Here is a 19,881-nt window from a genome sequence, read left to right on the forward strand (position 1 = left end):
CACGCGCGTACCCGCGGGCCGCGCGCGCGTACCGGCACCGCCGCACGGGACTGCGCGCGCTCTCCGCACGCGCCCCTCTCGCCCACCTGAATCCCCGGGCCGAACCCCCGCCCGCCTCCCCCGGCCGCGTCCCCGGCAGATGTACGCGCCGCCCCTCGCCCCAAAGACCCCTCGCCCCGAGGCCCCCTCTCCCCCACGGCACCCGCGGCACCCCCAGCCCTCGCAGCCCTCGCAGCCCTCGCGCCCGATCACTCGCGCACCCACGCGCCCTCCTCCCCTCCCCCGCGCCCAGTTGTTCACTTGTGGTTTCCGTGGGCGCTGCGGCGCCCCAGTAGGTGTGGCGGTGCACACCGGCCGGTTCGCGTCCCAGGAGGCCCTTCAATGTCACACCGTCCGTTCCCCGGGCGCCGCAGCGTTCTGCGCGGCTCGTTGGCCGCGTCCGCGGCGCTGACCCTGCCCGCCGCCGTCGGCGCGGCGCCGGCCCTCGCTCTGTCCGGGCGGCCCGCGGCGGGGTGGGGTGTGCAGACCGGGGACGTGACCGCGCACTCGGGGCTGGTGTGGGTGCGGTCCGACCGTCCGGCGCGGATGATCGTCGAGACGGCGGCCACGGAGTCGTTCCGGGGCGCCCGCCGCTTCCACGGTCCGCTGCTCGGCGCGGGCACCGACTTCACCGGCACGACCCGGTTGCACGGACTGCCGGCCGGCGAGCAGATCCACTACCGGGTGCTGCTCGCCGACCCCGACGACCCGCGCCGTACGGGCGAACCGGTGACCGGCACCTTCCGGACCGTGTCGGCGCGGCGGCGCGACGGCGTGCGGTTCGTGTGGTCCGGCGACCTGGCCGGGCAGGGCTGGGGTATCAACCCGGAGCTCGGCGGCTACCGGATCTACGACGCGATGGCCGCCCTCGACCCGGACTTCTTCCTCTGCAGCGGTGACACCATCTACGCCGACGGCCCGCTCACCGAGGCCGTGGCCCTGCCCGACGGGCGGACCTGGCGCAACATCACGACCGAGGAGAAGGCGAAGGTCGCCGAGACGCTGGCGGAGTTCCGCGGCAACTTCCGCTACAACCTGATGGACGAGAACCTGCGGGCCTTCAACGCCCGGGTGCCGTCCATCGTCCAGTGGGACGACCACGAGGTCACCAACAACTGGTTCCCGGGCGAGATCCTCGCCGACCCCCGCTACACCGAGAAGAGCGTCGACGTGCTCGCCGCGCGCGCCCGGCAGGCGTTCTCGGAGTACTTCCCGGTCTCGACCCTGCGCCGTCCCGACGGCCGGGTCCACCGGGTGCAGCACCACGGCCCGCTGCTGGACGTCTTCGTCCTGGACATGCGCACGTACCGGGACGCGAACTCGCCGGACGACCAGACCACCGGCCCGCAGGGCATCCTCGGCCGCGAGCAGCTGGAGTGGCTCAAGCGCGGGCTGGCCCGTTCCCGGGCGGTGTGGAAGGTGATCGCCGCCGACATGCCGCTCGGCCTGGTCGTGCCGGACGGCACCGACGGCAGGCCGAACTTCGAGGCGGTCGCCCAGGGCGACCCCGGCGCGCCGCTCGGCCGCGAGCTGCAGATCGCCGAGCTGCTGCGGTTCGTCAAGCACCGGCGGATCACCGGGACCGTGTGGCTGACGGCCGACGTCCACCACACCTCGGCCCAGCACTACGACCCGTCGCGCGCTGCCTTCCAGGACTTCGCGCCCTTCTGGGAGTTCGTCTCCGGGCCGCTCAACGCGGGGGCCTTCCCGGCGAGCGCGCTCGACGGCACGTTCGGCCCGGACCGTGTCTTCGTCAAGGCGCCCACCGCGTCCAACGTCTCCCCGGCGGGCGGCTTCCAGTTCTTCGGCGAGGTCGACATCGACGGCGACAGCGGGGAACTGACGGTCCGTCTGCGCGAGCAGGACGGCGCCGTGCTGTTCACCAAGGTGCTGCAGCCGGGCCGGGTCGGTCAGTAACTCCCTTACCCTGGAAGGACGCTCCGCGCATCGGTGTCATCCCCCGGTGCGCGGCGCGGTCCCGGGCGGCCGGCGGGCTCCAGCCGTACAAGAAGTAAAAAATGGACATATGTATCCTTTACTCATCAGTCACACAGCGTTCGTGATCACGCAACACCGTTCCCTCACAGTGGCTGCATGACTCGAGACATGTCTGATGTGACGCGCCACAAACACGGGCGCCCCGTGCACCACTGGCGGCGGGACCTGGTGGAGCTCGCCGCCCTCTTCACGGCGGTCGCGGTGGCCGACGTGGTCGCGAACCTCGTGGGACACGGCCCCGACGGCCCCGGCCTGCTGGCCGTCTCCGCCGCCGCCCTGATCGCCACCGCGGGATTCCACGTCTGGTGGTCACGGCGCCACGGCCACGCACCGCCCACGGGTGATACCGATGCCCGGCCCCCCTCCCCCGAGGGGCAGGCCGGGCCGTCCGAGCTCCCCGGTGGCGTCGCCGAGGAGAGCACCCTGTGGCGGATGCGGACGACGGTGAAGGACGCACCGGGGTCGCTGGCCGCGCTGTGCACGGCGCTGGCCGAGCACAGCGTCGACATCCTCAGCCTGCAGACGCATCCGCTGGGTGACGACACGGTGGACGAGTTCCTGCTGCGCGCCCCCGGCGCGCTCGCGGCGGCCGACATCACCCGGGCCGTGGCGCGGGCGGGCGGCTCGGGCACCTGGATCGAGCGGGCCGACGCCCACGATCTGGTGGACGCGCCCACCCGGGTCCTGGGCCTGGCCACCCGTACGGCTCTGGACGCCGCAGAACTTCCCCTGGCGCTCCGGCAGTTGCTGGGCCGGTGCACGATCCGTTCGCTGCCCGCCACCACGCCGGGCGGCGGGCGGGGGCCGCAGGCCGTGCCCGTGGAAGGGGTGCTGGAGGACACCGTGATGCGCCTGCGGGCGCCGGAAGGCGGAGTGATCACCGTGGAGCGGCCGTACCTGCCGTTCACACCGACCGAGTTCGCGCGGGCGCGGGCGCTGGTGGAACTGGACGCCCGGCTGGGCCCGCGGGTGCCGCGCGGGCACGACGTGCTGACGCTGCCCGAGGGCAACGCCATCACCGTGCGCCGGGCGGACACCGGTGACCTGGCGGCGGCGAAGGCGATGCACGAGCGGTGCTCGGCGCGCACCCTCGGCATGCGCTACCACGGTCCGGTCGGTGACGCCGACCGCTACCTCAACCACCTGCTCAGCCCGCGCTTCGGCCGCACCCTCGCCGTCCAGACCCCGTCCGGTCGCATCGTCGGCCTCGGCCACCTGCTGTGGGACGGCGACGAGACCGAGGTGGCGCTGCTCGTCGAGGACCAGTGGCAGCGGCGCGGCATCGGCGGCGAACTGCTCGGCCGGCTGGTGGCGATGGCCGTCGAGGCGGGCTGCGAGAGCGTGTACGCGGTGACGCAGTCCTCCAACACCGGCATGGTCGCCGCCATGCGCGGCCTCGGCCTGCCCCTCGACTACCAGATCGAGGAGGGCACCCTCGTCATCACCGCTCGCCTCGACGCGGCGGCCAGGAGCGGCGCGGAGCCGTCGTTCGAGGGGTCCGGGGTACGGATCGTCCGCGACTGACGCCGGATCCGCGAGCGGCCCGGCGGTACGACACCGCCGGGCCGTCTCTCATACGGCGGCGCCGCCGCGCCAGGTCCCGGGAATCGTCTGTGTCTCCGTCGTCTTGCCGAGCGCCCCGTCCAGGTCCCCCCACAGGTCCTCGACGTCCTCCAGCCCCACCGACATGCGCAGCAGCCGGTCGCTCACCCCGGCGCCCCGGCGCTCCCGCGCGTCCACGATGCGGTGGCTGATGGACGCCGGGTGCTGGATGAGGGTGTCGACGCTGCCGAGGCTCACGGCCGGGGTGATCAGGCGGACGCCCGCGATCACCTCGTGCGGGTCGCCGTGGACCTCGAAGGCGACCATCGCGCCGCCGATGCGCGGGTAGTGGACGCGGGCGACGCGCGGGTCGGCGGCCAGCCGACGGGCCAGTTCGGCGGCGGTCGCGGAGGCGGCCCGCACCCGTACCGGGAGCGTCGACAGGCCCCGCAGCAGCAGGTAGCCGGCCAGCGGGTGCAGCACCCCACCGGTGGCGAAACGTATCTGCCGGAGCCGTCCGGCGAACTCCTCGTCGCAGGCGACGACACCCGCCAGGACGTCCCCGTGTCCCCCGAGGTATTTGGTGGCGCTGTGCAGTACCAGCCGCGCGCCCTGTTCCGCCGGGCGCTGGAGGACGGGCGTGGCGAAGGTGTTGTCGACGAGCAGCGGGACCGAACCGCAGGCGTGGGCCACCGCCCGCAGGTCGACCTCGGCGAGGGTCGGGTTGGCCGGCGACTCGACCAGCACCAGGCCGGTGTCGGGGCGCAGCGCGTCCGCGATCCCCGCCGGGTCGGTCCAGGTGACCTCCGAGCCGAGCAGCCCGGCGGTCAGCAGGTGGTCGCTGCAGCCGTACAGGGGGCGGACGGCCACCACGTGCCGCAGCCTTATGGAGGCGCGCGCCAGCAGGACCGCGCTCAGCGCGGCCATGCCGCTGGCGAACGCGACCGCGCTCCCGGTGCCCTCCAGCCGGGCCAGCGCGGTCTCGAAACGGGCGACCGTCGGGTTGCCCAGCCGGCCGTAGACGGGCGGGCCGTCCGGCTCGGCGCCGGTCGTGGCGAACGCGTCGATGCGGGCGGCCTCGGCGCGACTGTCGTACGAGGGATAGGTGGTGGACAGGTCGATCGGCGGGGCGTGCAGGCCCTGCCGGGCCAGGTCGTCCCGCCCGGCGTGCACGGCCTCGGTGGCCAGTGCGCGGGGCGCTCCAGACGGGCGTACTCCGTCGTACGCGTGCGTGCTCGCTGCGGCTGAGTCCATGGACGGCAGGGTGAACAGCGGACGGCGATACGGGGCCGGAGTCCGTGCTACGTTCGGCCGATGACCGAATCAGTCGTACTCGATCCGGTCGATCTTCAGTTGCTGCGGCTGCTGCAGAACGACGCCCGGACGACCTACCGCGACCTCGCGGCGCAGGTGGGGCTCGCGCCGTCGACCTGCCTGGACCGGGTGACCCGGCTGCGCCGGTCCGGGGTGATCGTGGGGCATCGGCTGCAACTCGATCCGGCCAAGTTGGGCCGGGGTCTGCAGGCGCTGCTGTCGGTGCAGGTCAGGCCGCACCGGCGGGAGCTGGTCGGGCCGTTCGTGGAACGGATCCGGGCGCTGCCGGAGGCGCTGACCGTCTTCCACCTCACCGGGCCCGACGACTACCTCGTACATGTGGCCGTCGCGGACATGGCCGATCTCCAGCGGCTGGTCCTGGACGAGTTCACGGCCCGGCGGGAGGTGGCCCGGGTGGAGACGCGGCTGATCTTCCAGCAGTGGGACTGCGGACCGCTGCTGCCGCCGTCCGCTTCGGCGCAAACGCCGTGACGTGCGGCGCCGCCTCGTACGAGGATGGTGCGCATGCCACAGACCAACACCCCGCTGCCCCGCGAGGTCGCCGACGCCTACGTCGACGAGCTCATCGCCCTCGACCCGGTCACCGGTACCTACCTCGGCGTGAAGGAGAGCTCGAGCCGCCTGCCCGACTTCTCACCGGCGGGACAGGAGGCGCTGGCGCGGCTCGCGCGGTCCACGCTGGCCAGGCTCGACGAGGCGGAGCGGCGGCCCGGCGCGGACCGTGACGTCGAGCGCCGGTGCGGGCGCCTGCTGCGCGAGCGTCTCACCGCCGAACTCGCCGTGCACGACGCCGAGGAAGGCCTGCGCGCGGTCGGCAACATGTCCACGCCGGCGCATCACGTGCGTGACGTGTTCACCGTGACGCCCACGGAGACCGACGAGGACTGGGCGGCGATCGCCGAGCGGCTGCGCGCGGTGCCGGCGGCGCTGGCCGGCTACCGCGAGTCGCTCGCCCTCGGTCTGGAGCGCAAGCTGTACGCGGCCCCGCGCCCGACCGCCACGTTCGTGGACCAGCTCGGCGAGTGGGCGGACACGGACGGCTCCGGCCGCGGCTGGTTCGAGGAGTTCGCCGCCGAGGGACCCGAGGCGCTGCGCGCGGAGCTGGACGAGGCGGCCCGGGCGGCGACCGCGGCGGTCGTCGAGCTGCGGGACTGGATGCGGGACGTGTACGCGCCGGCGGTCGACGACGCGCCGAACACCGTCGGCCGTGAGCGCTACGCCCGCTGGTCACGCTACTTCAATGGCACCGACCTGGACCTGGACGAGGCGTACGCGTACGGCTGGGCCGAGTACCACCGGCTGCTCGCCGAGATGAGGCAGGAGGCGGAGAAGATCCTGCCGGGCGCGGGGACGCCGTGGGTGGCGCTCGCGCACCTCGACGAGCACGGCAAGCACATCGAGGGCGTCGACGAGGTCCGCGACTGGCTGCAGGGTCTGATGGACCAGGCGATCGACGCGCTGGACGGCACCCACTTCGAACTCGCCGAGCGGGTTCGGAAGGTGGAGTCGCGCATCGCCCCTCCCGGCGGCGCGGCGGCCCCGTACTACACGTCCCCGTCGGAGGACTTCTCGCGTCCCGGCCGCACCTGGCTGCCGACGATGGGGCTGACCCGTTTCCCGGTCTACGACCTGGTCTCCACCTGGTACCACGAGGGCGTCCCCGGCCATCACCTCCAGCTGGCGCAGTGGGCGCACGTCGCCCAGGACCTGTCCCGCTACCAGGCCACGGTCGGCATCGTGAGCGCCAACGCGGAGGGCTGGGCGCTGTACGCGGAGCGTCTGATGGACGAGCTCGGCTTCCTCACGGACCCCGAGCAGCGGCTCGGCTACCTGGACGCGCAGATGATGCGCGCGGTGCGGGTCATCGTCGACATCGGCATGCACCTGGAGCTGGAGATCCCGGCGGACTCCCCCTTCCACCCGGGGGAGCGCTGGACTCCGGAGCTCGCCGAGGAGTTCTTCGGCGCGCACAGCAGCCGTCCGGCGGACTACGTCGAGAGCGAGCTGACCCGCTATCTGTCCATCCCCGGCCAGGCCATCGGGTACAAGCTCGGCGAACGGGCCTGGCTGCTCGGACGCGAGAAGGCCCGCGAGCGGCACGGTGACGCCTTCGACCTCAAGTCCTGGCACATGGCGGCCCTCTCACAGGGTTCACTCGGGCTGGACGACCTGGTGGACGAGCTGGCGCGGCTCTGACGCGGCGGATGCGCGGCCGCCGGCCCGGCCGCTGAGCGGCTGCCGGCGGCCCGGTCCCGTCAGCAGCCGCAGTTCTCCGCGTCGGCCGGCGCGGTCAGCGGGTCGGCGTCGCGCCGCTCCCGGCCCTCCCGGGTCTCGAACGCGAAGCCCTCGCGGACCCAGTACTCGAAGCCGCCGAGCATCTCCTTGACGCGGTAGCCGAGTTCGGCGAGCGCGAGGGCGGCTCGGGCGGCGCCGTTGCAGCCGGGACCCCAGCAGTAGGTCACGACCGGCACGTCCTTGTCGAGGAGCTGTTCGGCCTGCTCGGGGATGAGCGCGGTCGGCAGGTGGATCGCGCCGGGGACGTGGCCCTGGTCCCAGGACTCGGTGGAGCGGGAGTCCAGGACGACGAAGCCGGGATCGCCGCCGGCCGCGAGCGCGGCGGCCACGTCGGAGGCGTCGGCGTGGAAGGCGAGGGCGGACCTGAAGTGGGCGGCGGCCTCGGCCGGGGCGGCGGGGGCCACGCGGAGGACGGGATTGACGGCGCTGGTGGCGGCAGTGGCAGGGGTGGCTGTCATCGCGGGGCCCTTCCGTGGCGGTTCCGGCTCTCTCCGACCGGACTGAACGGAAATCTACGGCTGTCGATCCTCTTCCTGAAGGTGTGTTCCACGGTCCGGGCCTTGCCCGGCCGGGGATTCCCCTGGTATCCCTCGGAGATGACCGCGTATTCCCCGGACGCCACCGACTGGCGCATCCTCGAGGTCCTCCAGCGCGACGGACGGGCCAGCTTCGCCGACCTGGCGCGTGCCGTGTCGATGTCGGCGAGCGCCGTCACCGAGCGGGTGCGGCGGCTGGAGGAGGCGGGCGTCATCCAGGGATACGCGGCCGTCGTGGACCCCGAACGGCTGGGGCTGCCGATCCTCGCGTTCGTGCGGCTGCGCTACCCCAACGGGAACTACAGGCCGTTCCACGACCTGGTGGCCGTCACCCCGGAGATCCTGGAGGCCCACCACGTCACCGGCGACGACTGCTTCGTCATCAAGGTCGCCGCCCGCTCGATGCGGCACCTGGAGGAGGTGTCGGGCCGGATCGGCACGCTGGGGTCGGTGACGACCAGCGTCGTCTACTCCTCGCCGCTGCCCCGGCGCCCGCTGGGTCGGTGAGGCACAGGGACACCGAGGCGCGGGGTCACCGCGGCACGGAGCTGCGGAGACACTGAGACACCCAGGTCACGCGCCCGCGCGCTGGCGCACCACCGATCCGGCCCTGCCCTTCACGACCTCCAGCTGGGCGTGGATCCTGCGCCGCAGATCGGCCACATGGCTGACGATGCCGACGCTGCGGTCGCGCTCGCGCAGGGAGTCCAGGACGTCGAGGACCTCGTCCAGGGTCTGGTCGTCGAGGCTGCCGAACCCCTCGTCGATGAAGAGCGTGTCCAGCCGGACACCGCCCGCCTCGTCGGTGACCACGTCGGCGAGGCCCAGCGCGAGCGCGAGCGAGGCGAAGAAGGTCTCGCCGCCCGACAGCGTGGACGTGTCCCGCTCCCGTCCGGTCCAGGCATCGACGACGTGCAGTCCGAGCCCGCTGCGCCCGCGTCCGGAGCGGTCGTCGGAGTGGACGAGGGTGTACCGCCCGGAGGACATGCGCTGCAGGCGCACGGTCGCGGCGGCGGCCACCTGTTCCAGGCGGGCGGCCAGGACGTACGACTCCAGGCGCATCCTGCGCTCGTTGTCCGCCGAGGTGCCGGCGGTGAGGCCGGCGAGACGGGCCACCCGGTCGTACTCCTCGCGCAGAGGGGCGAGCCGTCGTACGCCGTCGGCCGCGCGCGCGGAGAGGCGGTCGAGTTCGGCGCACCGGCGGGCGGCCGCGTCCTGGGCGGAGGCGGCCCGGCGCAGCCGTTCCGCGGCCTCGGCGGCGGCCTGCTCGGCGGTGGCGAGGTCGGCGGGCGGCCGCTGGGCTGCGGCCACGGTGTCCGGCTCGGTGAGCACGGCCCGTACGGCGGCCTCCTCGGACTGCCAGGCGTCCAGGCGCCGCTGCAGCTCGCGGTGGGCGGCGTCGTCGAGGAGGGCGTCGGCGGCGTCCTGCGGGGTGTCGAAACCGGCCCGGAAGGCGGCCTCGTCGAGGCGCCCGTCGGCGGCCTTGAGGCGGTCGGCGCTGTCCTCGGCGGCCCGGGCGGCGTCGGCGGCGTCGGTGAGCTGGGCGGCCAGCCGTTCCAGCTGCGCGGCGCGCGCGGCGACGCTCTCGGCGGTGCCCCGCGCCCGCGCCAGCCCCTCCTCCAGCGCGGTCCGTTCCCGCTCCAGCCGCTCCCGGTGGCCCACCCGGGACGCGGCCCGCACCGCGGCCTCCCGTTGGGCGGCCGTGCGCCGCTCGTGCTCCTGCTCGGCTTGGCGCAGTTCCTCGCGCGCCGGGTGCAGCGCGGAGGCGTCCCGGCGGGCCTGCGCGTAGCTCCGCTCCAGCTCGTCGGCCTCGGCGGCGAGCCGGTCGGTGGGGGTGTCGCCCGCCTCGGCGGTGGCGGCGGCGAGGGCCTCCCGGACGACACCGAGGTCACGCTCGTCCCGGGCCTGATCCTCCTCGGCGCGCCGGTACTCCTCGAGCGCCTGCTCCTCGGCCTCGCGGTCGACGTGCCCGGCGTCCCTGCGGGCGGGGGCGGGGTGTTCGGTCGCGCCGCAGACGGCGCAGGGTCGGCCGTCCGTGAGGGTGGCGGCCAGCTCGGCGGCGATCCCGTTGAGGCGCTGTTCCTTGAGGTCCAGCCAGTGCGTACGGGCCCGGAGCGCCCTCTCCCCCGAGACGAGGACCTTCTTCTGGGCTTCGTCGGTGTCACGGGCCAGCTGGTCGCGCAGCCGGGCGGCCCTGAGGCGCCGCTGTGCGGGTTCCCGCTGGACGGCGAGCTGTTCGGCGCGGGTGGCGGCCTCCTGGGCGGACTCGACCCGAGCCTGGAGCGCCATGCGGGTCGCCTGCCAGTCCGCGAGCCAGCCCTCGCTCTCCGCCCGTACGTCCTCGTCGGCGCGCTCCTGCCGGTCCAGGTCCGCCCGCTCGGCGAGCAGGTCGGCCAGCCGTCGCTCACCGCGGCGCGCCGACTCCAGCCCGCCCAGTTCCTCCGCGGCCCGGCGTGCGGCGGCGGCGAGCCCGGCGGGACCGGCGTCCGCGAACCGCTCCGGCAGCAGCGCACGCGCGCGTGCCTCGGCGGCGGCCGCCCTGCGGTGCTCGGCGTCGGCCGCGTCCCGCAGCTCCAGCGCCGGCGCCACCGCCTCCGCCTTGCGGGCCCGCTCCATCCGCGCCTGCGCCTGCTGATGCGCCGCGGCCCGCTCCTGCAGCTGCCGGGCCCGCTCCCGCGCCTGGGCGAACCGCCCCTGCAGCCGCGCCAGCTCCCGGACGTCGGCCAGGGCGCGCTCGGCGGCGGCCTGGGCGGACTCGGCGGCGAGGCGGCCGTACTCGGCGACCGTCAGCTGCTCGCGCGCGGTGCTGCGGGCGACGGCGGCGGCGGTGAGCACGGCCTCGGCCAGACCTGGCTCCCCGGGTGCCAGCTCGGGCAGCTCCATGGCGTCACCGGCGGCCTGCTGCATGCGGTGCGCGTCCGCCAGGAGTGCCGCGTCGCCCTCACGCACGCGTGCCTCGGCCGTGCGCCGCCGCTCCGCGAGCCGCTTCTCGACATCGGCGAACCGCTGGGTGTCGAAGAGACGGCCGAGCAGCCGGCCGCGCGCCTCGGCGTCGGCGCGCAGGAAACGGGCGAAGTCGCCCTGGGGCAACAGCACGACCTGGCAGAACTGCTCGCGGCTCATCCCGAGCAGCTGGGTGATCTCCTCGCCTATCTCCTGGTGGGAGCGGCTGAGGTCCTTCCACGCCCCGGTGACGGCGTCGTACTCGCGCAGCCCGCTCTGCGCCTTCTCGACCGTGGTCCCGGTGCCGCGCTTCTTGGGGCGCTCCCAGGGCGGCTGCCGGGTGACCTCCAGCCGGCGCCCGGCGACGGTGAGTTCGAGGGTGACCTCGGTGCGGGTGCCGGGCGCGGCGTGGTCACTGCGCAGGGTGAGGCCCTGGGCGCTCTGCCGGGCGCCCGGGACGGAGCCGTACAGCGCGTAGCACACGGCGTCCAGGACGGACGTCTTGCCCGCTCCGGTCGGCCCGTGCAGCAGGAACAGACCGGCGGCGGACAGCTCGTCGAAGTCGACGCTCTGGGCGCCGCCGAAGGGCCCGAAGGCGGTGAGGTCGAGCCGGTGCAGCCTCACCGGGCCACCTCCCGGACGACGCCGTCCGCGCGCACGGCGTCGAACGTCTCCCTCAGCACACACTGCTCACGCGCGTCCGGGCCGGCTCCGCGGACGTGGGCCACGAAGTCCTCGGCGATCTCCTGGTCGCTGCGGCCCGCGAGGCGCCTGGCGTACGACACGTCGGGGTCGTCCGGTGCGCGCTCGGGGGCGAAGACGAGGCTGAGGGTGTGCGGGAAGCGGTCGGTGAGGCGGGCCATGGGTTCGGCAGGGCGCACCGCGTCGGTGAGCGTCGCCTCCACCCACGCGTCCTCGTACCGCGTCAGTCCGGGGTCGGCGAGCAGGTCCTCCAGCGTGCCCCGGACGCGGGCCAGCGCGCGCGGCACCGGGCAGTCGACGCGCTCGGCGTCGAGCGAGCCGTCCGCCCCGAGGTCGACCAGCCACATGGTCTTGCGGTGCCCGGCCTCGGAGAAGGAGTACGGCAGCGGGGAGCCGGAGTAGCGCACGCGCTCGGTGATGGTCTGGCAGCCGTGCAGGTGCCCGAGCGCCACGTAGTCCACGCCGTCGAAGACGCCGGCGGGTACGGACGCGACACCGCCCACGGTGATGTCCCGCTCGCTGTCGCTGGGTTCGCCGCCGGTGACGAAGGCGTGGGCGAGGACGACGGAGCGCGTCCCCCGCGCGCGGGTGGCGAGGTCGGCGCGGACCCGGTCCATGGCGGCGGCCAGCACCGCCTCGTGACCCGCCTTCTCCACGCCGAACTCGTCCTTGACCAGGGCGGGTTCGAGGTAGGGCAGGCCGTAGAAGGCGACGTCGCCGTGCGCGTCGGCGAGGACCACCGGGGTCCCGGCCGCCGAGGGGTCGGTCCGCAGGTGGATGCCCGCGCGCCCGATCAGCCCGGCGCCCACGCCGAGCCGCCGCGCGGAGTCGTGGTTCCCGGAGATCATCACGGTCGGCACGCCCAGCTCGGCGAGCCGGTGCAGGGCGTCGTCGAACAGCTCGACGGCCGCGAGCGGCGGCACCGCCCGGTCGTACACATCACCCGACACGACCACCGCGTCCACCTCGCGCTCCCGCACGGTGGTGACGAGGTGGCCGATGAACTCGGCCTGGGCACCCAGCATGTTCACCCGGTGGAACGCCCGGCCGAGATGCCAGTCGGAAGTGTGCAGGAGCCTCATGATTCCCGAGACTAACGGCCGGGTCTGACATCACGGCGCGGTTACTCCCGTATCGCCCCGTCACACCCGGCGCACCAAGGGGGCGTTACGGACATTTCACCCGGCGCTCGTCACTGCCCGCCGAGTGCCCTCCGTCACGCGTCCCCGTACGCCTCCCCGCCCACCTCGAACTGCGCCGACCCCGCTGTCGCGTCCGCGAGCCAGGCGCGGAAGGCGTCCACGTCGGCGTCGGGCAGGCCGATCTCGATCGTGACCGCCTCCCCGTAGCGCACGTCCCGCACCACGCGGCCGGTGGCGCGCAGGTCGTTCTGCACCTTGCCGGCCCGCTGGTGGTCGACCGTGACCGTGGCCAGCCGGAACCGGCGGCGCGTGAGGGTGCCGAGGGCGTCGAGGGCCTCGCCGACCGCGCCGCCGTAGGCGCGGATGAGACCGCCGGCACCGAGCTTGACGCCTCCGTAGTAGCGGGTGACGACGGCGACGACGTAGCGCATGTCACGGCGCAGCAGCATCTGGAGCATGGGGACGCCCGCGGTGCCGCCGGGTTCGCCGTCGTCACTGGCCTTCTGGACGGAGGCGTCGGCACCGATGACGTAGGCCCAGCAGTTGTGGGTGGCGTCGGCGTGTTCCCTGCGGACGGCCGCGATGAAGTCCTGGGCCTCCTGCTCGGTGGCCGCCGGGGCGAGGGCGCACAGGAAACGGGAGCGGTTGACCTCGGTCTCGTGCACGCCCGCGCGGGCGACTGTGCGGTACTCGTCCTGCATCCGGCCAGCCTATGCGGTGGCACCGGGGCGGTCGGCGCCGGAGGCGCGGGGTGACCGGCGGCGCGGGCGCGGGAGGTACGGGCACCCGAGGCGCGACATGACCGCAGGCACGGCAGAGCCGCGGTGCGCGCGCCGGAAGCGGGGGACCGGCGGTACCCGGAGCCTCGGACCCGGCCGGCCGCGGATCGGCACGCGGGAGCCGGCACCCGGGTGCACGAGGTCGCCGGGGCCGGCGTCCGGGTGCACGAGCACGCCGGTACCGGGCGGGACGTCCGGCGCGGGTCTCTTGAGGTGCGGTGCCCCGTCCCGCCGAAGCCGCGCGTCCGCGCCGGCCGGATCGGGCCGGCACGCCCTCCGGCCGGATCGCGCCTCTCCTTCGGGGTGCCACCGCGGCACCGGTCCCGCGGCGCTGCCCAGGCGCGCGCGTACGCCTCTGCCGGCCGTCAGGCGTGAAGCCGGGGTTCACCGCGCTGCCCACGCGCGCGTGTACGCCTCGCTCAGCGGGCCCCTCGGGCCACCGTCACCTCCGTCAGCAGGGCCGTGCCCGGGGCGAGGTCCCGCCAGGTGGGCCCGTCCCAGTGCAGAACGGCGATCGCGGCCGTCGGGAACTTCACCCGCACCCGCTCCAGGGTGTCGTCGAGCCCCTCCCCCGCCAGGTCGAGGACCAGTTCCCGGAGGCCGGGGTTGTGTCCGACCAACAGCAGCGTCCCGATCTCGTCGGGCGTCTCCCGGACGACCTCCAGCACCTCGGGCACGTCGGCCGCGTACAGCCGCGGCTCGTGGCGGACCGGCGGCGGGCTGTCCCACTGGGCGCAGGCCAGTTCCCAGGTCCGGCGGGCGCGGACGGCGGTGGAGCACACCGCGAGGTCGGGCAGGCAGCCGGCCTCGGCCAGCGCCCGACCGGCGGCCGGCGCGTCCCGGCGCCCCCGTGCCGCCAACGGCCGCTCGTGATCGGCGACCCCCTCGGGCCAGGCCGACTTCGCGTGCCGCACCACCACGAGCCGCCGCGGCCCCCCTCCCGCACCGGCGCTCACGCCACGCCTCCCACGTCGCGGGTGAGCTCCAGGCCGAGGAGACGGTCGGCGTAGGCGTAGGTCTCGAAGCGGGCGCCGGCCGGGAGGTCCGGGCCGGCCTCCTCCACCGAGCGCAGCACGCGCAGCACCTCCGGTACGTCCAGGTCGTCCTCCCAGGCGGTGTGGAGCCGTCCGCGCACCTCGTCGGGGACCGGGCGGGACGGCTGTCGTGCCCAGTCGGCGACGGCGCGGCGCCAGCGCGCGAGGGTGGCGTGGGACCGGCCGAGCGCGTCCTCGTCGAGCGGGACGGCGTCGCGGTGGTGGTGGGAGAGCAGGGCGAGGCGGAGGGCGGTGGGGTCCGCGTCCGGCCGGGCGGGAGCGGCGGGGGTCTCGGGGAACACGGGGCCCACCGCGATCAGGACCCCTTCGGGTGCCTCTCCGTCCTCCCGCACCACGTGCAGGGTCTGGGCCGCGCCCATCCCGGCCGCGAGGTCCCGCCCCTGCTCGAAGGGCCGGATGCCGAGGGCCGCCCCGGCCGTGCGCAGTTCCGCCCGTGCCCGTTCGCCGGTGAGCAGCGCGACGACGGGCGTCCCGCCGAGTTCCAGGGCGCGCACGAGCAGGTCGGCGACGAGGAGGACACGGAGCTCGCCGGTGTCGTGCCCCGAGGCGTGGGCCTCGACGCGGGTCAGGCCACGGCGGGCGGGGGCGGCGGTGACGGGCTCGCCGGTTCGGGCGTCGATGATGCTCAGCACGGGGCGAGCGTAGGCGGACGACGGGCCGTCCGCGGTCCGACGGCACGGAATCAGGACCGCTCGTACGCTGTTGAGCAGGTCAGCACTTTTCCCCGTGAGCCAGAGGAGGCCGCCGGTGTACGGCGACGAGGCAACGATCCGCAGGATCCTCACCGGACTCGGCGACACCTGGGCGGTGGTGGGCCTGTCGACGAACAGGCAGCGCGCGGCGTACGGCGTCGCCGAGGTGCTCCAGCGCTTCGGCAAGCGGGTCGTGCCCGTCCACCCGAAGGCGGAGACGGTGCACGGGGAGCAGGGGTACGCCTCGCTCGCGGACATCCCCTTCGAGGTGGACGTCGTCGACGTGTTCGTCAACAGCGACCTCGCGGGAGCCGTCGCGGACGAGGCGGTCGCCAAGGGCGCCAAGGCGGTCTGGTTCCAGCTGGGTGTCGTCGACGAGGCCGCCTACGACCGCACGCGTGCGGCGGGCCTGGACATGGTGATGGACCGTTGCCCGGCGATCGAGGTTCCCCGCCTGCGCTGATGTCCCACCGGACATCCGCAGAGAGCCCGGGCGGCCTGCGCCGGATGTCGGACTGATCGGGCTGATCGGGGTGGTGGGGACGTCGGTCGGATCCGTCATCGGCTCCGACCGAAAACGGCGCGGAGAAGGTGGTGGTGGCCGGCCCGGCTGCCGGGCCGCCCGCGCGCCCTCCGACGGCGCATGCGCGGGGTCCAGAGCGCCGCCGCCGGCGCACTGACACCCCTGCGGGGGGCACCCATAATGTGCGGGTGACCACCACCCCGCCCCACCCCGACTCCCGCTCGCCGCAGCACGTTCCGGTCGTCGTCGTGGGTGCCGGACCCGCCGGCCTGACGGTGGGCAACGTCCTGCGGGCCGCGCACGTCGACTGCGTGGTGCTGGAGACCGAGACCCGTGAGTTCGTCGAAGGCCGGCCCCGCGCCGGGGTCATCGAGGAATGGGCCGTGCGCGGGCTCCAACGGCGCGGTCTGGCCGGCAACCTGCTGGAGCGCGCCCAGCTCCACACCGCCTGCGAGTTCCGCTTCGGCGGCGAGCGGTACCGCTTCCCCTACGGTGAGTTGACGGGCCGCCATCACTTCGTCTACCCGCAGCCGCTGCTGGTGACGGACCTCGTCCACGAGTACGTCGACGTGCGCGGCGGGGACGCCCGTTTCGCCGTGCGCGACGTGGCCCTGCACGACCTCGGCACGGACCGCCCGTCGGTGTCGTACACCTGCCCCGAGACGGGTGAACGGCGGGTGCTGCGCTGCGACTTCGTCGTGGGCGCGGACGGGGCGCGCGGGGTCAGCCGGGCCGCGCTGGTGCCGGAGCGGGCGCGGATCGCGCGGCACGACTACGGCATAGGCTGGCTGGCGCTGCTCGCCGAGGCACCGCCGTCCTGCGACTGCGTGCTGTTCGGCATCCACCCGCGCGGGTTCGCCGGGCACATGGCCCGCAGTCCCGAGGTCACCCGCTACTACCTCCAGTGCCCGCCCGGCGACGACCCGGAGAACTGGCCCCACGAGCGTGTCTGGGCCGAACTCCACGAACGCCTGGGGGCGGCCGGCGTACCGCCGCTCACCGAGGGGCGGCTGATCGAGAAGCGCGTGCTGGACATGCACGACTACGTGGTCGAGCCGATGGCCCACGGGCGGTTGTTCCTGGCCGGGGACGCGGCCCACCTGGTCGCGCCCATCGCCGCGAAGGGCATGAACCTCGCCCTGCACGACGCCTTCCTGCTCGGCGACGCCCTGGTCGCGTGTCTGACGAAGGGTGAGGGCGACGGCCTGGACGGCTACTCGGAGGCGTGTCTGCGCCGGGTGTGGGACTACCAGGAGTTCTCGCAGTGGCTCTCCGAGGTGTACCACGGCACCGCCGCGGGCGATCCGTTCCGCACGGGCACCGCGCTCGCCCGGCTGCGCCGGCTGTTCACCTCGCCGGCCGCGGCCGCCGCGTTCGCGGAGCAGTACCTCGGGACGGCGGAGCGGTACTGACCCGGGTGCCGCCTCAGTCGTGCGGCGGCTGGTCGCCGAGCCGGTGGTCGGCCACGTTGAGCGCCTCGTCGACGAGGCGGCGCAGGTGGCCGTCGCGCAGCGAGTAGACCACCCGCCGCCCCTCCTTGCGGGTGGTCACCAGCCCGGCCAGCCGCAGCCGCGCCAGGTGCTGACTGACCGCGGGCCGAGCCGCCCCGCACGCCTCCGTCAGTGTCGTCACGTCCGCCTCACCGGAGGTGAGGGCGTGCAGCAGGGTGAGGCGGGTGCGGTCGCCGAGCAGGGCGAGCAGCTCGGCCGCGAGGGCGAACTGTTCCTCGCCGGGGCTGCGCGGGTGCGCATGATGCGCAGGTGACAGGTGCATGCGTGCGCTCATACGCACATAATGGCGGAGTGGGCGGACCCCCGTCCACCCCGGCGCACCGGAAGGGGACCGACGTGAGCGAACGGCACGACCACCACGAGCACGGACACGAACACGGACACGAGCACCCCGGGCACCAGGAGGACGGGCCCGAACACGGACACCGGCAGCACAAGGACGGGCACGGACACCGACGGCACGAGCACGGCCAGGGACACGGGCACGGGCACCACGAGCCCCGGCACCGGCTCGGCCCTCCGCGCCACCGCCCCTCCCCCGGTCTGCGCCACCGCCTCTCGCACCTCCTCACCCCGCACTCCCACGAGACCGCCGACAAACTGGACCGGGCCCTGGAGTCCTCGGCCCGCGGCATGCGCGCGCTGTGGGTCTCGCTGGCGGTGCTGGGCGTGACGGCGCTGGCGCAGGCGGTCGTCGTCGTGGCCTCCGGCTCGGTGGCGCTGCTCGGCGACACGGTGCACAACGCGGCGGACGCGCTGACCGCCGTACCGCTGGGGATCGCGTTCGTGCTGGGCAGGCGGGCCGCCACCCGCCGCTTCACCTACGGCTACGGGCGGGCGGAGGACCTCGCGGGCCTGGTCATCGTGCTGACCATCGCCGCGTCGGCGGCCTTCGCCGGGTGGACGGCCGTGGACCGGCTGCTGGACCCCCGGCCCGTGGAGCACCTGCCCGCCGTCGCGGTGGCCGCGCTCGTCGGCTTCGCGGGCAACGAGTGGGTCGCCCGCTACCGCATCCGCGTCGGCCGCGCGATCGGCTCGGCCGCGCTGGTCGCCGACGGGCTGCACGCCCGCACCGACGGCTTCACCTCCCTGGCCGTGCTGCTGAGCGCCGCAGGAACGGCACTGGGGTGGCACCTGGCGGATCCCGTCGTGGGGCTGGCGATCACGGCGGCGATCGTGCTGGTGCTGCGGGACGCGGCACGGGAGGTGTTCCGGCGGGTGATGGACGCCGTCGACCCGGCGCTGGTGGACCGGGCCGAGCGGGCGCTGCGGGCGGTCGAAGGGGTGCGCGGGGTGGGCGAGTTGCGGCTGCGCTGGATCGGGCACCGGCTGCGCGCCGAGGTCGCGGTCGTCGTGGACGGCGAGGCGACCGTACGGCAGGCGCACGCGATCGCCGTGGACGCCGAACACGCCCTGCTGCACGCCGTACCGCGGCTGACGGCCGCGCTGGTCCACGCCGACCCGGCACCGGCGCCCGGCCAGGCCGACCCGCACCTGACGCTCGCCCACCACGCGAGGGCGTGACGCCCGTCGGACGCCGAGCCCTTCCGGCACCACCGCGCCCTTCGGACGCCGCGCCCTTCCGTATCCGCGGCGCCCGTCAGACGCCGAGCCCCTCCAGCACCACGGCGCCCGGCAGTTCGGCGAGCGCCTTCCCCGGCACCAGCAGCTTCCCGCGCCGGCGCCCGCTGCCCACCAGGACGTACGGCAGGTCGACGACGGCCGAGTCCACCAGCACCGGCCAGGCTTCGGGCAGCCCGAGGGGCGTGATGCCGCCGTACTCCATGCCGGTCTCGCCCACGGCGGTGTCCATGGGGGCGAACGACGCCTTGCGGGCGTCGAGCCGGCGGCGCACCACGCCGTTGACGTCGACCCGGGTGGTGGAGAGCACGACACACGCGGCGAGGGTGGTCTCGCCGCCGCGCTTGGCCGCGACGACGACGCAGTTCGCCGACTGCTCCAGCAGTTCCTGCCCGTAGTGCTCGACGAATGTGGCGGTGTCGGCCCACCGCGGGTCGGTGTCGACGTAGACGATCTGGTCGGCGGGGACGCTGCCGCGCCATTGGCGTACGGCGTCGGCGACCGGGCGGGTCAGCTCGTCGAGGCAGTCGGGGGCGGGGCGGGGGTCGTCGAAGCGGCCGATGGGTGCGTCCATGGCCGCACGGTAACAAGGTCCGCCCGCCCGTCGTACCGACGTCTCAGTGCACGGGCGGCACCGAGACGGCCATCACCATCTCCATCGGCAGGTCACCGCGATTGCCGTACCGGTGCGGCACGTTGGCCTCGAAGGAGGCGCTGGCGCCGGCCGGGACGCGGTACTCCTCGCCCTCCACGGTGAGCGTCAGCTCGCCCGCGGTGACATGGACCAGCTCGACGGTGCCGTCGGGATGGGGTTCGGACGGGCTGCTCTCGCCCGGCATCAGCCGCCAGTCCCACATCTCCAGCGGTCCGGGCGCCTCCGTGCCCGCGAGGAGCCGGTTGTAGCTTCCGGCGTCGGTGTGCCACAGCCGTACGGCCCGCTCGGCGGGGACCACGCGGACCTTCGGCCCCCGCTCGTAGTCGAGCAGGGTGGTGATGCTGACGCCGAGCGCGTCCCCGATCTTCACCACCGTGCCGATGCTCGGATTGGTGCGGGCCTGCTCGATCTGGATGAGCATTCCCCGGCTGACACCGGCCCGGGCGGCGAGCACGTCCAGGGTGAAGCCGCGCACCGCCCGCCAGTGCTTGACGTTGCGCGCCAGGGACTGGGTCAGCAGGTCGAGGTCCGACACGTTCCGTCCACTTCTGGA

The 19,881-nt window shown here is 74.6% G+C and carries 18 protein-coding genes; 8 read left to right on the forward strand and 10 right to left on the reverse strand.

All coding sequences use genetic code 11. The features are described from left to right. Positions 1-381: 381 nt before the first annotated feature. The gene (locus tag ACIBBD_RS05830) at positions 382-1,956 is read left to right on the forward strand and encodes an alkaline phosphatase D family protein (RefSeq protein ID WP_399418032.1); all 1,575 of its coding nucleotides are present in this window, start codon (positions 382-384) and stop codon (positions 1,954-1,956) included. A gap of 225 nt (positions 1,957-2,181) precedes the next feature. After that, positions 2,182-3,561, forward strand: coding sequence for a GNAT family N-acetyltransferase (locus tag ACIBBD_RS05835; RefSeq protein ID WP_399418145.1), 1,380 nt, complete (start codon positions 2,182-2,184; stop codon positions 3,559-3,561). Positions 3,562-3,609: 48 nt separating this feature from the next. Here ACIBBD_RS05835 and ACIBBD_RS05840 read toward each other — a convergent pair whose 3' ends face one another. Further along, entirely contained in the window at positions 3,610-4,833 is a 1,224-nt protein-coding gene (locus tag ACIBBD_RS05840) for a trans-sulfuration enzyme family protein (protein WP_399418033.1), read from the reverse strand. 60 nt (positions 4,834-4,893) lie between these two features. Here ACIBBD_RS05840 and ACIBBD_RS05845 point away from each other — a divergent pair, with 60 nt between their 5' ends. Both ACIBBD_RS05845 and ACIBBD_RS05850 read left to right on the forward strand, forming a co-directional pair. Then, on the forward strand, positions 4,894-5,385 hold the full coding sequence (locus ACIBBD_RS05845; protein ID WP_399418034.1) for an Lrp/AsnC family transcriptional regulator: 492 nt from the start codon (positions 4,894-4,896) through the stop codon (positions 5,383-5,385). A gap of 33 nt (positions 5,386-5,418) precedes the next feature. Next, positions 5,419-7,110: a DUF885 domain-containing protein gene (locus tag ACIBBD_RS05850; RefSeq protein WP_399418035.1), complete on the forward strand. Its 1,692-nt coding sequence runs from the start codon at positions 5,419-5,421 to the stop codon at positions 7,108-7,110. A 59-nt stretch (positions 7,111-7,169) separates the two neighbouring features. Here ACIBBD_RS05850 and ACIBBD_RS05855 read toward each other — a convergent pair whose 3' ends face one another. Beyond that, entirely contained in the window at positions 7,170-7,667 is a 498-nt protein-coding gene (locus ACIBBD_RS05855) for a rhodanese-like domain-containing protein (protein WP_399418036.1), read from the reverse strand. Positions 7,668-7,805: 138 nt separating this feature from the next. Here ACIBBD_RS05855 and ACIBBD_RS05860 point away from each other — a divergent pair, with 138 nt between their 5' ends. Next, entirely contained in the window at positions 7,806-8,252 is a 447-nt protein-coding gene (locus tag ACIBBD_RS05860) for an Lrp/AsnC family transcriptional regulator (protein ID WP_399418037.1), read from the forward strand. 66 nt (positions 8,253-8,318) lie between these two features. On the opposite strand, the gene ACIBBD_RS05865 is transcribed toward ACIBBD_RS05860, so the two are convergent. The 5 genes from ACIBBD_RS05865 to ACIBBD_RS05885 all read right to left on the reverse strand — a co-directional run bounded on the left by ACIBBD_RS05865 (position 8,319) and on the right by ACIBBD_RS05885 (position 14,998). Then, complete coding sequence (locus ACIBBD_RS05865; protein ID WP_399418038.1) at positions 8,319-11,312, reverse strand: AAA family ATPase; 2,994 nt, start codon at positions 11,310-11,312, stop codon at positions 8,319-8,321. Next, on the reverse strand, positions 11,309-12,472 hold the full coding sequence (locus ACIBBD_RS05870; RefSeq protein WP_399418039.1) for an exonuclease SbcCD subunit D: 1,164 nt from the start codon (positions 12,470-12,472) through the stop codon (positions 11,309-11,311). The genes ACIBBD_RS05865 and ACIBBD_RS05870 overlap by 4 nt, the downstream gene beginning before the upstream one ends. 134 nt (positions 12,473-12,606) lie before the next feature. Continuing rightward, positions 12,607-13,233, reverse strand: a complete 627-nt coding sequence (locus ACIBBD_RS05875) for a YigZ family protein (protein WP_399418040.1) — start codon at positions 13,231-13,233, stop codon at positions 12,607-12,609. 497 nt (positions 13,234-13,730) lie between these two features. After that, a complete protein-coding gene (locus ACIBBD_RS05880) occupies positions 13,731-14,267 on the reverse strand; it encodes a SixA phosphatase family protein (RefSeq protein WP_399418041.1) in 537 nt (178 codons plus the stop codon). Then, positions 14,264-14,998, reverse strand: a complete 735-nt coding sequence (locus ACIBBD_RS05885) for a hypothetical protein (protein ID WP_399418042.1) — start codon at positions 14,996-14,998, stop codon at positions 14,264-14,266. Before ACIBBD_RS05885 ends, ACIBBD_RS05880 begins: the two co-directional genes overlap by 4 nt. Positions 14,999-15,113: 115 nt before the next feature. On the opposite strand from ACIBBD_RS05885, the gene ACIBBD_RS05890 reads away from it, so the two are divergent. Both ACIBBD_RS05890 and ACIBBD_RS05895 read left to right on the forward strand, forming a co-directional pair. Further along, positions 15,114-15,521, forward strand: a complete 408-nt coding sequence (locus ACIBBD_RS05890) for a CoA-binding protein (protein WP_399418146.1) — start codon at positions 15,114-15,116, stop codon at positions 15,519-15,521. 248 nt (positions 15,522-15,769) lie between these two features. Next, the gene (locus tag ACIBBD_RS05895) at positions 15,770-16,993 is read left to right on the forward strand and encodes a 4-hydroxybenzoate 3-monooxygenase (protein WP_399418043.1); all 1,224 of its coding nucleotides are present in this window, start codon (positions 15,770-15,772) and stop codon (positions 16,991-16,993) included. 13 nt (positions 16,994-17,006) lie between these two features. Here ACIBBD_RS05895 and ACIBBD_RS05900 read toward each other — a convergent pair whose 3' ends face one another. Next, positions 17,007-17,366 carry an ArsR/SmtB family transcription factor gene (locus ACIBBD_RS05900; protein WP_399418044.1) on the reverse strand — a complete coding sequence of 120 codons (360 nt, stop codon included), beginning with the start codon at positions 17,364-17,366 and terminating at the stop codon, positions 17,007-17,009. A 62-nt stretch (positions 17,367-17,428) separates the two neighbouring features. On the opposite strand from ACIBBD_RS05900, the gene ACIBBD_RS05905 reads away from it, so the two are divergent. Continuing rightward, positions 17,429-18,616: a cation diffusion facilitator family transporter gene (locus ACIBBD_RS05905; RefSeq protein WP_399418045.1), complete on the forward strand. Its 1,188-nt coding sequence runs from the start codon at positions 17,429-17,431 to the stop codon at positions 18,614-18,616. 76 nt (positions 18,617-18,692) lie between these two features. On the opposite strand, the gene ACIBBD_RS05910 is transcribed toward ACIBBD_RS05905, so the two are convergent. Together ACIBBD_RS05910 and ACIBBD_RS05915 are read right to left on the reverse strand one after the other, a co-directional pair. After that, the gene (locus ACIBBD_RS05910; RefSeq protein ID WP_399418046.1) at positions 18,693-19,247 is read right to left on the reverse strand and encodes a YbaK/EbsC family protein; all 555 of its coding nucleotides are present in this window, start codon (positions 19,245-19,247) and stop codon (positions 18,693-18,695) included. Between the two features lie 43 nt (positions 19,248-19,290). Next, the gene (locus tag ACIBBD_RS05915) at positions 19,291-19,863 is read right to left on the reverse strand and encodes a helix-turn-helix domain-containing protein (RefSeq protein WP_399418047.1); all 573 of its coding nucleotides are present in this window, start codon (positions 19,861-19,863) and stop codon (positions 19,291-19,293) included. Between the last annotated feature and the right edge of the window lie 18 nt (positions 19,864-19,881).

This window comes from Streptomyces sp. NPDC051315 (assembly GCF_044455165.1).
Lineage (GTDB): Bacteria > Actinomycetota > Actinomycetes > Streptomycetales > Streptomycetaceae > Streptomyces.

Coding starts and splice junctions, on each gene's coding strand:
- ACIBBD_RS05830 (WP_399418032.1), top strand. CDS start 382: ATGTCACACCGTCCGTTCCCCGGGCGCCGCAGCGTTCTGCGCGGCTCG.
- ACIBBD_RS05840 (WP_399418033.1), bottom strand. CDS start 4,833: ATGGACTCAGCCGCAGCGAGCACGCACGCGTACGACGGAGTACGCCCG.
- ACIBBD_RS05845 (WP_399418034.1), top strand. CDS start 4,894: ATGACCGAATCAGTCGTACTCGATCCGGTCGATCTTCAGTTGCTGCGG.
- ACIBBD_RS05850 (WP_399418035.1), top strand. CDS start 5,419: ATGCCACAGACCAACACCCCGCTGCCCCGCGAGGTCGCCGACGCCTAC.
- ACIBBD_RS05855 (WP_399418036.1), bottom strand. CDS start 7,667: ATGACAGCCACCCCTGCCACTGCCGCCACCAGCGCCGTCAATCCCGTC.
- ACIBBD_RS05860 (WP_399418037.1), top strand. CDS start 7,806: ATGACCGCGTATTCCCCGGACGCCACCGACTGGCGCATCCTCGAGGTC.
- ACIBBD_RS05870 (WP_399418039.1), bottom strand. CDS start 12,472: ATGAGGCTCCTGCACACTTCCGACTGGCATCTCGGCCGGGCGTTCCAC.
- ACIBBD_RS05875 (WP_399418040.1), bottom strand. CDS start 13,233: ATGCAGGACGAGTACCGCACAGTCGCCCGCGCGGGCGTGCACGAGACC.
- ACIBBD_RS05900 (WP_399418044.1), bottom strand. CDS start 17,366: ATGAGCGCACGCATGCACCTGTCACCTGCGCATCATGCGCACCCGCGC.
- ACIBBD_RS05910 (WP_399418046.1), bottom strand. CDS start 19,247: ATGGACGCACCCATCGGCCGCTTCGACGACCCCCGCCCCGCCCCCGAC.